This window comes from Variovorax sp. RO1 (genome assembly GCF_002849325.1).
In the GTDB taxonomy this organism is placed as follows: Bacteria; Pseudomonadota; Gammaproteobacteria; order Burkholderiales; family Burkholderiaceae_C; genus Variovorax.
In genome coordinates, this window is sequence record NZ_PKMT01000001.1 from 1,142,628 (window position 1) to 1,157,273 (window position 14,646).

The window sequence follows — 14,646 nt, forward strand, 5'->3', positions numbered from 1 at the left end:
CGGGCACGGGTGCTTTTCTTCTTTTGGTGTTTTTACTTCCGATCCTGGATCGGCGCGAACTTCAGGTCTTCGGGACCCGTGTAGTTGGCGCTCGGCCGGATGATCTTGTTGTCGATGCGCTGCTCGATGATGTGCGCTGCCCAGCCTGATGTGCGCGCAATGACGAACAGCGGCGTGAACATGGCCGTGGGCACGCCCATCATGTGATAGCTCACCGCGCTGAACCAGTCGAGGTTGGGGAACATCTGCTTCACGTCCCACATCACCGCTTCAAGCCGCTCGGCGATGTCGAACATCTTGGTCGAGCCGGCCTCCTGCGACAGCGTGCGCGCCACGCCCTTGATGACCACGTTGCGCGGGTCGCTCACGGTGTAGACCGGGTGGCCGAAGCCGATCACGACTTCCTTGGCCTCGACGCGGCGGCGGATGTCGGCCTCGGCCTCGTCGGGTGCGTCGTAGCGCTTCTGGATCTCGAAGGCCACCTCGTTGGCGCCGCCGTGCTTGGGGCCGCGCAGCGCGCCGATGGCGCCGGTGATGGCCGAGTACACATCGGAGCCCGTGCCCGCGACCACGCGCGCCGTGAAGGTCGAGGCGTTGAACTCGTGCTCGGCGTAGAGGTTGAGCGAGGTGTGCATCGCGCGCTCCCACTGCGCACTGGGCTTGCGGCCGTGCAGCAGGTGCAGGAAGTGCGCGCCGATCGAGTCGTCGTCGGTCTCGACCTCGATGCGCCGGCCCTGCGTCGACCAGTGGTACCAGTACAGCAGCATCGAGCCGAGCGAGGCCATGAGGCGGTCGGCGATGTCGCGCGCGCTGGGCAGGTTGTGGTCTTCCTTCTCGGGCAGCAGGCAGCCCAGCGACGAGACGCCCGTGCGCATCACGTCCATCGGGTGCGCGCTGGCGGGCAGCTGCTCCAGCGCCTCCTTCAGGCTTGCGGGCAGGCCGCGCATGGCCTTCAGCTTGGCCTTGTAGGCGCGCAGCTCGGCGGACGTGGGCAGCTTGCCGTGCACCAGCAGGTGCGCGATTTCCTCGAACTCGCAGACCTCGGCGATGTCCAGGATGTCGTAGCCGCGGTAGTGCAGGTCGTTGCCGGTGCGGCCCACGGTGCACAGCGCCGTGTTGCCCGCGGTCACGCCCGACAGGGCGACGGATTTCTTGGGCTTGAAGCCGGTGGGGGTGGCGGTGTCGTTCATGCGGGTTCCTTGTCTGTGGGCACGGGGTGCAGGTAGGCGTGGCGCAGGCGTGCCGGACGGCCGCGGCCATCGACGGCCACCATCTCGAACAGGCCCTTCAGCGATGGGCGGGGTTCGCCGTCGGGCGGCTCGGCCGCGCCGGTGACGCAGACCGTGAGCGAGCTGCGCCCGGCGCGCGTCACCCAGGCCCGCAGGCGCAGCACGTGGCCGACCGGCACGGGCGCCAAGAACTGCGCGTCGCCCAGGCTGGCCATGACCACGTCGGACTTGGCGAAGGCGCGCGCGGCGAGGAACGCGGCCTTCGACATCAGCAGCAGGGCGTTGCCGCCGAACAGCGTGCCGTAGTGGTTGGCGTGCGCGGGGAACACGATGTCGGTCAGCTCGATGGCGGCAGATCGGTGGGTCATGCTTCGCAATTTACGCAATCGAGCGCCCATAATGAAGGACTGAATTGGCGAATCATTGCGAATGAAAACGGCTGATTTTGCAAATATTGCGAAGATCACAAAGACCCACGAGGTGACCCGATGAGCAAGACCTTCATGGGCGTGCGCCTGCGCACGCTGCGCGCCGAACGCGGCCTCACGCAGGTGGCGCTGGCGCAGATGCTCGGCCTGTCGCCGAGCTACCTGAACCAGATCGAGCAGAACCAGCGCCCGCTGACCGTGGCGGTGCTGCTGCGCATCAGCAAGACGCTCGGCGTCGATGTGCAGCAGTTCTCCGACGACGAAGAGGCGCGGCTCGTGGCCAGCATGCGCGAGGCGCTGGCGGACAACCCCGGCGGCGAGGCGGTGGCGCTGCCCGAGCTGCGCGAGGTGGCGTCGCAGATGCCCGCCGTGGCGCGCGCGCTGTTGGCCTTGCACCGCCGCCACCAGGAGGCGCAGGAGCGGCTGGAGCTCATGGCCGCCGAGCTGGGCGACGGGCGCGGCGACATCTCGCGCAGCCGGCCGATGCCCTTCGAGGTGGTGCGCGACTTCTTCTTTGCGCACCAGAACCACTTCGACCCGCTCGACACGGCCGCCGAAGCGCTCGCGGCGGAAGCCCGCGCGCACGGCGGACCGCTCGCCGAATGGCTCCAGCAGCGGCTTCTGAAGGTACACGGCGTTCGCGTGGTGCCGGACGACGAAGCCGCGGGCGCGCTCGACAGCCAGCGCCGCTATGACCCGGCCAGCCGCGTGCTGCGTTTGTCGGCGGGCCTGGAGCCGGGTCAGCAGGCCTTCCAGCTGGCCACGCAGCTCGCGCTGCTCGAGCAGGCCGCACTTATCGAATCGCTGGTGGCGCAGGCCGATTTCGGTGACGCGCCGGCCCACGCGCTCGCGCGCATCGGGCTGGCCAACTACTTCGCGGCGGCGGTGCTGTTGCCGTATGGCCCGTTCCTTCAGGCGGCCGAGGCGCTGCGCTACGACATCGACCTGCTCGCGCGCCAGTTCGGCGTCGGCTTCGAAACGGTCTGCCACCGCCTGAGCAGCATGCAGCGCCCGGGCGCGTCGGGCGTGCCCTTCTTCTTCATCCGCGTGGACCGGGCCGGCAACATCTCCAAGCGGCAGTCGGCCACGCACTTCCACTTCTCGAAGACCGGCGGCACCTGCCCGCTGTGGAACGTGTACGAGGCCTTTGCGCAGCCCGGGCGCGTGCTGCCCCAACTGGCGCGCATGCCCGACGGCCGCGCCTACCTGTGGATTGCGCGCACCGTGTCGCACGGCCAGCGCGGCTTCGGCTCACCGAGCAAGACCTTCTCGATCGGCCTGGGCTGCGACATCCGCCACGCCCCGCGCCTGGTCTACGCCAAAGGCCTCGACCTGAAGGACCCCGACGTGCCCACACCCATCGGCATGGGCTGCAAGGTTTGCGAGCGCGTGGCCTGCCCGCAGCGGGCGTTTCCGTTCATCGGGCGGGCGCTGGATGTGAACGAGAACGAGAGCAGGTTCACGCCCTACGCCGTGGCCGGCGCGTAGGGCGGTGGCGCGTCAGTCGCCTTGCGAGGGCTGTGGTGCGGCCCCGGACACCTCGCTCCACCCACCCCCCAGCGCCTTGTAGATCGCCAACCGGTTCGTCTGCTCCGTGAGCTGCAAACCGATCAGCGTCTGCTGCGCCGCATAGTCGCTGCGCTGTGCGTCCAGCACGTCGAGGTAGTTGGCGGCGCCGCTCTTGAAGAGTGCCTGCGAGAGCTCGAAGCTGCGCGCGGTGGCGCTGCGCAGCGAGCGCTGTGCGTCGAGGCGCTCGGCCAGCGTGCGGCGCTCGGCCAGCGCGTCGGCCACTTCGCGGAAGGCGGTCTGCACGGCCTTCTCGTAGGTGGCGATCTGGATCTTCTGCTGCGCTTGCGCGACCTGCAGGTTGGCGCGGTTGGCGCCGCCGTCGAAGATCGGCACGCTGATCGACGGCGCGAAGCTCCAGGCCTTGCTGCCGCTGGTGAACAGGCCCGAGAGCGTGCTGCTCGCGGTGCCGGCCGAAGCCGTGAGCGCGATGCGCGGGAAGAACGCTGCGCGCGCCGCGCCGATGTCGGCGTTGCTCGCACGCAGCGCGTGCTCGGCGGCGCGCACGTCGGGCCGCTGCTGCAGCACGTTCGACGACAGGCCGGCCGGCGGCACGAGCAGTTGCGCGACGTCGGCAATCGTCGCGGCGGTCGGCAGCAGCTCGGGCGGCGGCGTGGCGCCGACCAGCAGCGCGAGCGCGTTGCGGTCCTGCTCGACCTGGCTGTCGAAGGCGGCGGCGTCGGCGCGTGCGGCATCGACGGTGCTCTGCGACTGCGCCAGCGCCAGGCCCGACTGCGCGCCGAGCGCATGGCTGCGCTGCACCAGCTCGAAGGACTTGCGCTGGCTCTCGAGCGTGCTGCGTGCGAGCTGCAGGCGCTGCTCGTCGGCGGCCAGCTGCAGCCACGCGGTGGCGACCGACGCGACCAGGCTGATCTGCGTGCTGCGCTGTGTTTCCTCGGTCTGGAAGTAACTCTGCAGCGCCGAGTCGCCGAGGTTGCGCACGCGCCCGAACAGGTCGAGCTCGTAGGCCGTCATGCCGAGGTTGGCGCTGTACTGCGAGGCGATGCGCGACTCGCCGCTGGTCGACAGGCTGCCCGGCGTGCGCGAGCGTGTGCCGGCCGCACCGGCGTTGACGGTGGGGAACAGGTCGGCCCGCGCGATGCCGTACTGGGCACGCGCGCGTTCGATGTTGAGCGCCGCCACGCGCAGGTCGCGGTTGTTGGCGAGCGCGAGTTCGATCACGCCTTGCAGCTGCTTGTCGACGAAGAAGTCGCGCCAGCCGATGTCCAGCGGCGTGGCGGTGGTGACGCCGGCCGAGGGCAGGGCCGAGGGCACCGGTGAGGCGGGCGTTTCATACGCGGGTGCGAGGTTGACGCAGCCCGCGAGCACGACGGAGGCCATGGCGGCGCAGGCCAGTGCGCGCAGGGGAAGGCGGGGCAGGGTGGTGCGCAGCATCACTGGGCTCCTTGCTCTGCGGGCAACGCATCCGGCGCTTCGGCCGGCTTGCGTCGGCCTTCCAGCCAGCCGCGAATCAGCGCGAAGAACAGCGGCACGAAGAAGATGCCCAGCGCCGTGCCGACCACCATGCCGCCCAGCACGGCCGTGCCGATCGACTGGCGGCCACCCGCGCCCGCGCCGGTGCCGATGGCCAGCGGCAGCACGCCGAAGCCGAAGGCCAGCGAGGTCATGAGGATGGGGCGCAAGCGAAGCCGCACGGCTTCCAACGTTGCCTCGATCACGCCCTTGCCCTGCTCCTGCAGTTGCTTGGCGAACTCGACGATCAGGATCGCGTTCTTCGACGACAACCCCACGGTGGTCAGCAGGCCGACCTGGAAGTACACATCGTTGCTCAGCCCGCGCAGGCTGGTGAACAGCAGCGCGCCCACGATGCCCAGCGGCACCACGAGGATCACCGAGAACGGCACCGACCAGCTCTCGTACAGGGCGGCGAGGCACAGGAAGACGAACAGGATCGAAATGGCATAGAGCAGCGGCGCCTGCGCGCCCGACAGGCGCTCCTGGAACGAGGCGCCGGTCCATTCGTAGCCGATGCCGGCGGGCATCTGCTTCATCACTTCATCGACGGCGGCCATGGCGACACCGGAGCTCACGCCCGGCGCGGCATCGCCGACGAACTCGTAGCTCGGGCTGCCGTTGTAGCGCTGCAGCTGCGGAGAGCCGTAGGTCCAGCGCGAGCTCGAGAACGCCGGGAACGGCACCATCTGGCCCAGGCTGTTGCGCACGCTCCATCGGTCGATGTCGGTGGGCAGCATGCGGAAGGCGGTGTCGCCCTGCATGTACACGCGCTTGACGCGGCCGTTGTCCAGGAAGTCGTTGATGTAGGTGCCGCCCATGGCGCTGGAGAGCGTGCTGTCGATGTCGGCCGTGGCCAGGCTCGATGCGCCGGCGCGCGCGTCGTCGATGTCCACCGCGAACTGCGGCGTGTCGTCCAGGTTGTTGCTGCGCACGTTCGCCACCTCGGGGCGCTTGGAGAGCAGGTCGATGAGTTGGTCGCGCGCCTTCACCAATGCGTCGTGACCCAGCCCGTTGATGTCCTTCAGGTGGAAGTTGAAGCCCGCGTTGGCGCCGAGCCCGCGCACCGCCGGTGGCAGCAGCACGAAGATGCGTGCGTCGCGGATGGTCGACAGCTCCTTGTTGGCGCGCCGCGCGAGTTCGGCGGCCGACTGGCCGGCGCCTTCGCGCTCGGCCCAGTCTTTGAGCTTCACGAAGGCGCGTGCCGAGCTCTGGTCGCCGTTCTGCCCGGTGATCACGTTCACGCTCACCACCTCGGGCTGCTTCGTGAAGTAGTCCTGCATCTGCGTGACCACCGGCTGCAGGCGCGCATCGGACGCGCCCGGCGGCAGCGTCACCTGCACCTGCAGGAAGGCCTGGTCTTCATCGGGCAGGAAGGAGGTGGGCAGCCGCATGAACAGCAGTGCCATCACGGCCGCGATCAGCAGGTACACCACGAGGCTGCGCTTGCCGCGCCGCATGATGCCGCCGACCACGCCCTGGTAGCGGTCGGCGCCCTTGTCGAAGTTGCGGTTGAAGCCCGCAAAGAAGCGGTCGACCGCACCCAGCACGCCCTTGCGCGGCGCGGCATGGCCGCCCTTGGCCACCGGCTTGAGCAGCGTGGCGCACAGCGCCGGTGTGAGCGTGAGCGCCACGAACACCGACAGCGCCATGGCCGAGACGATGGTGATCGAGAACTGGCGGTAGATCACGCCAGTCGAGCCACCGAAGAAGGCCATCGGGATGAACACCGCCGACAGCACCAGCGCAATGCCGACCAGTGCGGGCGTGATCTCGGCCATCGACTTGCGCGTGGCCTCCTTGGGCGAGAGCCCTTCCTCGTGCATCACGCGCTCGACGTTTTCCACCACCACGATGGCGTCGTCGACCAGCAGGCCGATGGCCAGCACCATGCCGAACATGGTGAGCGTGTTGATGGAGTAGCCGGCCATCGAGAGCACGCCGAAGGTGCCCAGCAGCACCACGGGCACGGCAATGGCCGGGATCAGCGTGGCGCGGAAGTTCTGCAGAAAGACGTACATCACCAGCACGACCAGCAGCATGGCTTCGGCCAGCGCCTTCACCACCTCGTCGATCGACGCGCTCACGAAGGGCGTGGTGTCGTAGCTCACGAAGGTCTGCAGCTGGTTGGGAAAGAGCGGCTGCAGCTCGTCGACCTTGGCCTTCACGGCCTCGGCCACCTGCACCGCGTTGGCGCCGTCGGCCAGCACGATGCCCATGCCGGCGCCCGGACGCCCGCCGAGCACCGAGCGCACCGTGAGGTTCTCGGCGCCCAGCTCGACACGGGCCACGTCTCTCAGGCGCACCACGGCGCCGTCGGGCGTGGCACGCAGCACCACGTTCTCGAACTCTTCGACCGTCTTCAGCTTGCTGCGCGCGGTGATGGTGGCGTTGAGCTGCTGTTGTGCAGTGGCTGGCAGCGCACCGAGCTGGCCGGCCGAGACCTGCGCGTTCTGCGCGGTGATGGCGCTGCCCACGTCGGAGGGCATGAGCGCGTACTTGCGCAGCTTGTCGGGGTCGAGCCACAGGCGCATGGCGTAGCCGGTGCCCAGGGTCTGCACTTCGCCCACGCCGTCGATGCGGCTGATGACGTCGACCAGGTTGCTGCTGATGTAGTCGCCCACGTCAACCGCCGAGGCACTGCCGTCGCCGGAGAACATCGAGACGATCATGAGGAAGTCGTTGCCACCCTTGGTGACGGTGACGCCGCGGCTTTGCACCTGCTGCGGCAGGCGCGACATGGCCTGCTGCAGCTTGTTCTGCACCTGCATCTGGGCCACGTCGATGTTGGTGCCCGCGTCGAAGGTGAGCGACAGCCGCGCCTGGCCCGACGAATTGCTGGTCGACTGCATGTACAGCAGGTTGTCCAGCCCCTTCATCTGCTGTTCGATGACCTGGGTGACGGAGTCTTCGACCGTCTTGGCCGAGGCGCCGGTGTAGGTGGCGCCGATGGACACGCGCGGCGGCGCGATGTCGGGGTACTGCTCGAGCGGCAGCGTGCGGATGGCCATCAGGCCGGCGAGCATGACGACGATGGAAAGCACCCACGCGAAGATGGGGCGGTCGATGAAGAACTGGGCCATGGGTCGGCCTCAGCGTGCGAGGGTGGCGGAAGCAGCGTCGGGCTTGGCGCTCGCGACGGCAGCGCCGGCGGGGCGGGCGCCCAGGTCGACCGTGCGCACCTTGTCGCCCACCTTCACGCGCTGCGAGCCTTCCATGAGCACGCGGTCGCCCGCGGCCAGGCCGTCGATGACCTGCCAGCGCGTGCCGATGGCGCGGCCGATGCGGATGGGCCGCTTCTGCACCTTGTTGTCGGCGTCGATCAGCAGCGTGGAGGCACTGCCGTCGGGCGCGCGCGTGACGGCCTGCTGCGGCACGAGCAGCGCGGCGTCGTTCACGCCTTCCTGCAGCACGGCGCGCACGTACATGCCGGGCATCAGCAGCTTGTCGGGGTTGGGCACCACGGCGCGCAGCGTGACGCTGCCGGTGCCGGCATCGACCGTCACGCCGCTGAAGGTGAGGCGCCCGGCATGCGGGTAGGGGCTGCCGTCTTCCAGCAGCAGCTGGATGCGCGCCTCGGCCTCGCTGGCGCGCTGCAGCCGGCCGCTGGCCAGTTCGCGCTTCAGGCGCAAGAGTTCGCTGCTCGACTGCGTGACGTGCACGTGGATCGGGTCGAGCTGCTGCACGGTGGTCATGGCGGCCGCCTGGTTGGCCGTGACCAGCGCGCCCGGCGTGACGGTGGAGAGCTCGGCCCAGCCTGTGATCGGTGAGGTGATGCGCGTGTAGCCCAGCTGGATGCGCGCGGTCTGTTCGGCGGCGCGCGCCACGCCGAGGTCGGCCTCGGCCTGTTGTTCGGCGGCCTGGGTCTCGTCGAACACCTGGCGGCTGATGGCGTCGATCTTCACCAGCTCGGCATTGCGCTTGGCAACGGTGCGGGCCGTGGCCAGGGCCGACTCGGCCTTGCGCACGCTGGCCTGCGCGCTGGCATGTGCCGCCTGCAGCGAGGCCGGGTCGAGCTGGTAGAGCACCTGGCCGGCCTTCACCTGCGAGCCTTCGGTAAACAGCCGCTCCTTGAGGATGCCGCCGACCTGCGGGCGGATCTCGGCGATGACCGGGGCGGCGGTGCGCCCGGGCAACTCGGTGCTCAGGGCCAGCACCTCGGACTTCAGCGTGACGATGCCGACTTCTTTCTCGGGGGCCGCCTTGGCCGTGCCCGGAGACTCCACGTTGGTGCGCGAGCACCCCACGAGGGCGGCGGCAATGCACAGGGCCGTGAGGAGCGGGGCGGAGCGGGAGGCAAAGTGGACGGGCATGGACAGGCAGAAGTGACGAAAGCCAAAGATGGAGCGGGCACGCGCCGTCGAGTTCAATGCCGCGGCGCGGGGGCGGCGAACTTTACAGAGCGGAAACCGTGCCATGCCCGGGAAGGGCTGGCGGGTGGGGTCGAGTGTGGTGCCCGACAGTTAAGCGGGTGTGAAGCAGGGCGATTCCCTGGCGAAAAACGCGCCTGAAACGCCCCGGCTACGGCTTCTTTTTCGCCTGCGCGACCAGGAAGTCGACCAGCAGCACCAGCGGCCCGACGGCGTTGTCGGTGCGGTACAGGATGCCCAGCGGCGCGATGGGCGCGTTCATGCGCAGCGGCAGCTCGACCACGGCCGAGCGGTCGAGCTGGTCGAGCACGGTGCGCGGCACCGGCACCACCACGTCGGGCTGCGAGAGCAGGGCGCGCACCAGCTGCGGCGTGAGCACCTGGATGGCGTGCGGGCGCGGCACGATCTGCTCGGCGGCCCAGGCGGCCTCCATCACCTGGCGCACCGCGAAGTGCGCGGGCGGCAGCACCCAGCGTGAGTCGGCGAGGTCGCGCAGCCGCAGGCGCTTGCGCTGCGCGGCGGGGTGATTGACGCCGGCGATGACCACCACCGAGTCGCTGCGCAGCGGCACGAAGCGGTGGGCGTCGGGCACGCGTGCCGGCTGGCGCAACAGCACGGCGTCGAAGGCGCCTGCGCGCAAGCCGATCGTGAGCCGTTCGATGTTGCCTTCCTCGATGAACAGGCGCAGCTTGGGGTGCTTGGCATGCAGCACATTCAGCGCGGGCTGAAGCACGCTGGCGATGGCCGCCTCGATGGCGCCGATGCGCAGCGCACGGGTCTCTTGCGCGGCCAGTGCCGCGAGGCCGTCGCTGGCGACCTGCATCGCATCGATCACCATGCGCGCATGCAGCGCCAGCAGGCGCCCGGCCTCGGTGATGCGCATGCCGCGCGCGTGGCGCTCGAACAGTGGCGTGTCGATCAGGCTCTCGACCTCCTGCAGCATCTGCGTGGCCGCCGGCTGGCTGATGTGGATCGCGTCGGCCGCGCGGCGCAGGTGCGAGTGCGCGGCCAGTGCGTCGATCAGCTTCAGGTGGCGCAGGCGCAGGCGCGCGAGCAGCCGCTCGTGCAGCACGGAAGAGGGTGTGGGGGTGTCGGAGGCCATCGATAGGCAATCATTATCAGTCGATGCAAAAGCGATTGGACGCCAATCGGTGGGGTTCCTACGCTCACGGGGTCGGGCGGCAGACAAGGGCGCATCGGCTGCCGGCCCGACGGGGCCGTGCGGACGAAGGGCTCCCGCCCGGCGGGTCCTTCCCTTCTTCTTCAGACAACACCTCACCATGTCCCACCGATTCCGTCCGGCCGCGCGCCTGTGCCTGCCCATCGTTCTTGCCGTCTCGTCCCTGTGCGCCTCGGCGCAGGAGGCGCCCGCTGCTGCGGCTGCATCGCCCGCACCGGCCGCCGCCGTGCCGCTGTACCCGCTGATCGCCGAGCGTTCCAAGGCCATCGAGCAGAAGGTGATCGACTGGCGCCGAGACATCCACCAGCACCCCGAACTGGGCAACCAGGAAAAGCGCACCGCCGCGCTGGTCGCGGCCCACCTGAAGGCGCTGGGCTACGAGGTGCGCGAAGGCGTGGCCGTGACCGGCGTGGTCGCCACCTTGCGCGGTGCCAGGCCCGGTCCGGTGGTGGCGCTGCGCGCCGACATGGACGCGCTGCCCGTGAAGGAACAGGTCGACGTGCCCTTCGCTTCCAAGGCCCGCGCGCAGTGGGGCTTCGCGACCGTCGATGTCATGCACGCCTGCGGGCACGACGGCCACGTGGCGATCCTCATGGGCGTGGCCGAGGTGCTGGCCTCGATGAAGGCGCAACTGCCGGGCACCGTGAAGCTGATCTTCCAGCCGGCCGAAGAGAAGCTGCCCAACGCCGAGATCGGCGGTGCGCGCCGCATGCTGGCCGAAGGCGCGTTCGACGCGCCCACGCCCGACGCCGTGTTCGGCCTGCACCTGGTCTCGGCCCTGAACACCGGGCAGATCGGCTACAAGCCCGGCCCCATCACCGCGAGCTCAGACACCTTCAAGGTCAGCGTGAAGGGCCGCCAGACGCACGGCTCGCAACCCTGGAGCGGGGTCGACCCGATCGTGCTCGGCTCGCAGATCGTGCTGGGCTTCCAGACCATCGCGAGCCGCCAGGTCAACGTGACCAAGGAGCCGTCGGTGCTCAGCGTGGGCACCTTCAATGCGGGCACGCGCTACAACATCATTCCCGACGCGGTCGAGATGAGCGGCACGCTGCGCACCTACGACGACGAGATGCGCCAGTTCATCATGAAGCGCATGGGCGAGACCGCCTCGCACATCGCGCAAAGCGGCGGCGGCACGGCCGAGGTCCGCTTCGAGGCCGACGGCTACGCGCCCACCGTGAACGACGCCGCCCTGACCGCCAAGATGGTGCCCAGCCTGCAGCGTGTGCCCGGCGCCAAGCCGGTGGTGATTCCGAAGGGCACGGGCGGCGAAGACTTCTCGTTCTTCGCGCAGAACGCGCCGGGCCTGTTCGTGATGATCGGCGCCACGCCGCCCGGTCGCGACGCGAACAAGGCCGAGCCCAACCATTCGCCGCGCTTCTTCGTCGATGAAGCCAGCCTGCTGATCGGCGTGCGCACGCTGTCGCAGCTGACGGTGGACTACATGGCGGGCGCGCAGCGCTGACCTGAGCGAATGCCGGGTGTCTTGATCGGTCAGCGAACGAACTTGAAATAGACCCGTTCGGGGTCGTCCGCGTCGAGGTTCGCGTGTGCATCTTCAGGCGTTGCCTCCCGCGTCGATGTGACGGGGCTCGCTCCGCTGCGGTTCACAGCGGCTGCTCCAGCGCATCCGAAAGCGGAAACAGGTGCTGCGCGATGAAGTCCACGAACACACGGATCCTGGGCGACAGCTGCCGGCTCGACGGCCACAGCACGTGGAAGATCATGTGTTCGCGGTTGTGGTCGTCCAGCACCGTGACCAGGCGGCCCCGTTCCAGTTGCCGGCGCACGGCGATCTCCGGCACGCAGGCAATGCCCAGCCCCTGCTCGGCAAAGCAGACCTGCGGATCGAGCGTGTTGGTCACCATGCTGGCCGGCAGGTCGACAGGGGGCGAGCCGGCCGCAAGGCCCAGCGGCCACACGTCCAGCTTGCCGGTGCTGGGAAAGCGATAGAGCAGGCAGGCGTGGCTTGCCAGGTCCTGCGGTTCGCGCGGCACGCCGACCCGGCGAAAGTAGGCTGGCGCACCGACGATCACCTTGCGGCATGAGCCGATGCGGCGCGCCATCAACCGCGAATCGCTGGGCTCGCCGGTGCGGATCACGGCGTCGAAGCCTTCCTCGATGACGTCCACCAGCCGGTCGGCGTAGTCGATGTCCAGTTCGATGTCGGGGTAGAGCCGCTTGAACGCCGCCAGCTTGGGCATGAACAGCGTGCCCACCGACGGCAGGCTGATGCGCAGCTTGCCGCGGGGTGCGCTCTGTGTCTGCAGCAGTTCCGCTTCGGCCGATTCCACCTCGCAGAGGATGCGCCGGCAGCGCTCCAGGAACAGCGCGCCTTCCGGCGTCAGGTGGACGGTGCGCGTGGAGCGATGGAACAGCCGCACGCCCAGCCGCTCTTCGAGCCGCACGATGGCCTTGCTGACGGCCGAGGCCGAGATGCCCAACTGCTGTCCCGCGGCCGTGAAGCTGCGCGTTTCGCCGGCGCGAACGAAGACGTTCAGCGAACCCAGGTTTTCCATGGAGCGACTTTGATTGATGACTGCAGAGTCATATGTATTTGAAACTTTAGCCTATTTTTCATTGATGCATTCCCGCCCACACTGCGGTGAACGCCAACGCGGGCCACCCGGCCAACGCGGGCACAGACGATGGAAAACAACTGAATGACCACCACAACCGCCACCGTGGGCAAGCGCACTGAACGACTGCCCGTGGCCGCCTTGCTGGCCCTGTCGATGACCGGCTTCCTGGCACTGCTGACGGAGACGATGCCGGCTGGCATGCTCTTGCGCATCAGCCAGGACCTGGGCGTGTCGGAAGCGCTCGCGGGCCAGTTCGTGACCCTCTATGCCATCGGCTCGCTGGTTGCGGCCATCCCGCTGACGGCGGCGACGCTGGGCTGGCGGCGCCGGCCGTTGCTGATCGCGGCGCTGGTCGCCGTGCTGGCCTTCAACACGCTCACGGCGCTGACGTCGAGCTATGCCGTCGCGCTGGTTGCGCGTTTCATGGCCGGCATGGCGGGCGGCCTGATCTGGGGAATGCTGGCGGGCTATGCGCGGCGCATGGTGCCCGAGCACCTCAAGGGGCGCGCACTGGCAGTGGCCGGGCTGGGGGCACCGCTGGCGTTGTCGCTGGGCGTGCCGCTGGGGACGTTGATGGGCGCCACGCTGGGCTGGCGCACCGCGTTCGGTGGCATGTCGCTGCTCACGCTGGCGGTGATGGCCTGGGTCTTCCTGCAGGTGCCCGACTATCCGGGGCAGGCGGCCGAAAAGCGCGCGCCGGTGCGCCGGATCTTCGTCACGCCCGGCGTGCGACCGGTGCTGGCCGTGCTTGCGCTGTGGGTGCTGGCGCACAGCATTCTCTACACCTACGTGATGCCGTTCCTGGCGCCGGCCGGCCTGTCCGATCGGGTCGATGCGGTGCTGCTGGTCTTCGGCGTGGCGTCGCTGGCGGGCATCTGGATCAGCGGGCTGCTCATCGACCGCATGCTGCGCTCGCTGGTGCTGCTCGCCCTCGCGGGCTTTGCGCTGGCGTCGCTGGCCCTGGGCGTCGCCGGCACGCAGCCGGTGGTGGTCTATGTCGCGGTGGCCGTGTGGGGGCTGACCTTCGGCGGCTCCGGGGCCTTGCTGCAGACCGCGTCGGCCGAAGCAGCCGGCCCCGGCGCGGACGTGGCGCAATCCATCCTCGTCACGGTGTGGAACATCGCCATTGCGGGCGGCGGCATCGTCGGTGGCGTGCTGCTGGAGACATCGGGCGTCGGCGCTTTTCCATGGGCATTGCTGGTGCTGCTGCTTCCCGGCCTTCTGATTGCCTGGGCATCGCGTGCGCACGGGTTTCCCGCGAAGCCGCACCGGTCGTCCCACTGATTCCGAAGGGCGCGGCGCATTTCGCGCGCAACGGGCGGGGCCCGCGAGAAAGGCGGGGGCTCGCTCAGAGCCAGTTGCCGCCCTGCGGCATCTGGATCTGCTCGGCCGGATCGCCGCCGGTCACGAACGAGCCGATGAGGATGCTCAGCAGCGAGATGAAGATGCTCGCGAACAGCGCGGTCCAGAAGCCCGACACCTTGAAGCCCTTCACCAGCGCGGCGACCAGCATGACCATCAGCGCGTTGATGACCAGCAGGAACAGGCCGAAGGTCAGCAGCGTCAGCGGCAGCGTGAGGAAGATCAGCAGCGGCTTGACGACGGCGTTGGCCAGGCCGAGCAGCAGCGCCGACACGATCAGCGCCGCGGTGCTGTCGAACTTGAGTCCCTTGAAGAGGTGACTGGCGACCCACAGCGAGATGCCGGTGATGGCCCAGTGGACGAGAAAAGGGGTGATGTTGTTCAGCATGGCGTGCGGTGTGTGTCGGCAGCCCCGCATGGTAAACGGGGCATCGCGGCGGACCGTCGCGCACG

11 protein-coding genes are annotated in these 14,646 nt (G+C 69.1%); 3 read left to right on the forward strand and 8 right to left on the reverse strand.

The window, feature by feature from the left end; translation table 11 throughout:
• Positions 1 to 32 precede the first annotated feature (32 nt).
• Both prpC and CY658_RS05580 read right to left on the reverse strand, forming a co-directional pair.
• The gene (gene prpC / locus CY658_RS05575) at positions 33 to 1,190 is read right to left on the reverse strand and encodes a bifunctional 2-methylcitrate synthase/citrate synthase (protein WP_101489223.1); all 1,158 of its coding nucleotides are present in this window, start codon (positions 1,188 to 1,190) and stop codon (positions 33 to 35) included.
• A complete protein-coding gene (locus CY658_RS05580; RefSeq protein ID WP_101489224.1) occupies positions 1,187 to 1,597 on the reverse strand; it encodes an acyl-CoA thioesterase in 411 nt (136 codons plus the stop codon). Before CY658_RS05580 ends, prpC begins: the two co-directional genes overlap by 4 nt.
• Positions 1,598 to 1,717: 120 nt before the next feature.
• On the opposite strand from CY658_RS05580, the gene CY658_RS05585 reads away from it, so the two are divergent.
• Positions 1,718 to 3,145, forward strand: coding sequence for a short-chain fatty acyl-CoA regulator family protein (locus CY658_RS05585; RefSeq protein ID WP_101489225.1), 1,428 nt, complete (start codon positions 1,718 to 1,720; stop codon positions 3,143 to 3,145).
• Positions 3,146 to 3,157: 12 nt separating this feature from the next.
• Here the strand turns inward: CY658_RS05585 and CY658_RS05590 are convergent, their stop codons facing one another.
• The 4 genes from CY658_RS05590 to CY658_RS32405 all read right to left on the reverse strand — a co-directional run bounded on the left by CY658_RS05590 (position 3,158) and on the right by CY658_RS32405 (position 10,168).
• Complete coding sequence (locus CY658_RS05590; RefSeq protein WP_101489226.1) at positions 3,158 to 4,618, reverse strand: efflux transporter outer membrane subunit; 1,461 nt, start codon at positions 4,616 to 4,618, stop codon at positions 3,158 to 3,160.
• A complete protein-coding gene (locus CY658_RS05595) occupies positions 4,618 to 7,779 on the reverse strand; it encodes an efflux RND transporter permease subunit (RefSeq protein WP_101489227.1) in 3,162 nt (1,053 codons plus the stop codon). The genes CY658_RS05590 and CY658_RS05595 overlap by 1 nt, the downstream gene beginning before the upstream one ends.
• Positions 7,780 to 7,788: 9 nt before the next feature.
• Positions 7,789 to 9,009 carry an efflux RND transporter periplasmic adaptor subunit gene (locus tag CY658_RS05600; RefSeq protein WP_101490241.1) on the reverse strand — a complete coding sequence of 407 codons (1,221 nt, stop codon included), beginning with the start codon at positions 9,007 to 9,009 and terminating at the stop codon, positions 7,789 to 7,791.
• A 208-nt stretch (positions 9,010 to 9,217) separates the two neighbouring features.
• Positions 9,218 to 10,168, reverse strand: a complete 951-nt coding sequence (locus CY658_RS32405; RefSeq protein ID WP_180838876.1) for a LysR substrate-binding domain-containing protein — start codon at positions 10,166 to 10,168, stop codon at positions 9,218 to 9,220.
• A gap of 178 nt (positions 10,169 to 10,346) precedes the next feature.
• On the opposite strand from CY658_RS32405, the gene CY658_RS05615 reads away from it, so the two are divergent.
• The gene (locus tag CY658_RS05615) at positions 10,347 to 11,714 is read left to right on the forward strand and encodes an amidohydrolase (RefSeq protein ID WP_101489229.1); all 1,368 of its coding nucleotides are present in this window, start codon (positions 10,347 to 10,349) and stop codon (positions 11,712 to 11,714) included.
• A gap of 142 nt (positions 11,715 to 11,856) precedes the next feature.
• On the opposite strand, the gene CY658_RS05620 is transcribed toward CY658_RS05615, so the two are convergent.
• Entirely contained in the window at positions 11,857 to 12,768 is a 912-nt protein-coding gene (locus tag CY658_RS05620) for a LysR family transcriptional regulator (protein ID WP_101489230.1), read from the reverse strand.
• Positions 12,769 to 12,912: 144 nt separating this feature from the next.
• On the opposite strand from CY658_RS05620, the gene CY658_RS05625 reads away from it, so the two are divergent.
• Positions 12,913 to 14,115, forward strand: a complete 1,203-nt coding sequence (locus tag CY658_RS05625) for an MFS transporter (RefSeq protein ID WP_101489231.1) — start codon at positions 12,913 to 12,915, stop codon at positions 14,113 to 14,115.
• 64 nt (positions 14,116 to 14,179) lie between these two features.
• Here CY658_RS05625 and CY658_RS05630 read toward each other — a convergent pair whose 3' ends face one another.
• Entirely contained in the window at positions 14,180 to 14,581 is a 402-nt protein-coding gene (locus tag CY658_RS05630) for a phage holin family protein (RefSeq protein WP_101489232.1), read from the reverse strand.
• Positions 14,582 to 14,646 lie beyond the last annotated feature (65 nt).

Excerpts from the sequence above, each read along its gene's own strand:
- prpC (WP_101489223.1), bottom strand. The coding sequence starts at position 1,190 with ATGAACGACACCGCCACCCCCACCGGCTTCAAGCCCAAGAAATCCGTC.
- CY658_RS05580 (WP_101489224.1), bottom strand. The coding sequence starts at position 1,597 with ATGACCCACCGATCTGCCGCCATCGAGCTGACCGACATCGTGTTCCCC.
- CY658_RS05585 (WP_101489225.1), top strand. The coding sequence starts at position 1,718 with ATGAGCAAGACCTTCATGGGCGTGCGCCTGCGCACGCTGCGCGCCGAA.
- CY658_RS05590 (WP_101489226.1), bottom strand. The coding sequence starts at position 4,618 with ATGCTGCGCACCACCCTGCCCCGCCTTCCCCTGCGCGCACTGGCCTGC.
- CY658_RS05595 (WP_101489227.1), bottom strand. The coding sequence starts at position 7,779 with ATGGCCCAGTTCTTCATCGACCGCCCCATCTTCGCGTGGGTGCTTTCC.
- CY658_RS05600 (WP_101490241.1), bottom strand. The coding sequence starts at position 9,009 with ATGCCCGTCCACTTTGCCTCCCGCTCCGCCCCGCTCCTCACGGCCCTG.
- CY658_RS32405 (WP_180838876.1), bottom strand. The coding sequence starts at position 10,168 with ATGGCCTCCGACACCCCCACACCCTCTTCCGTGCTGCACGAGCGGCTG.
- CY658_RS05615 (WP_101489229.1), top strand. The coding sequence starts at position 10,347 with ATGTCCCACCGATTCCGTCCGGCCGCGCGCCTGTGCCTGCCCATCGTT.
- CY658_RS05620 (WP_101489230.1), bottom strand. The coding sequence starts at position 12,768 with ATGGAAAACCTGGGTTCGCTGAACGTCTTCGTTCGCGCCGGCGAAACG.
- CY658_RS05625 (WP_101489231.1), top strand. The coding sequence starts at position 12,913 with ATGACCACCACAACCGCCACCGTGGGCAAGCGCACTGAACGACTGCCC.
- CY658_RS05630 (WP_101489232.1), bottom strand. The coding sequence starts at position 14,581 with ATGCTGAACAACATCACCCCTTTTCTCGTCCACTGGGCCATCACCGGC.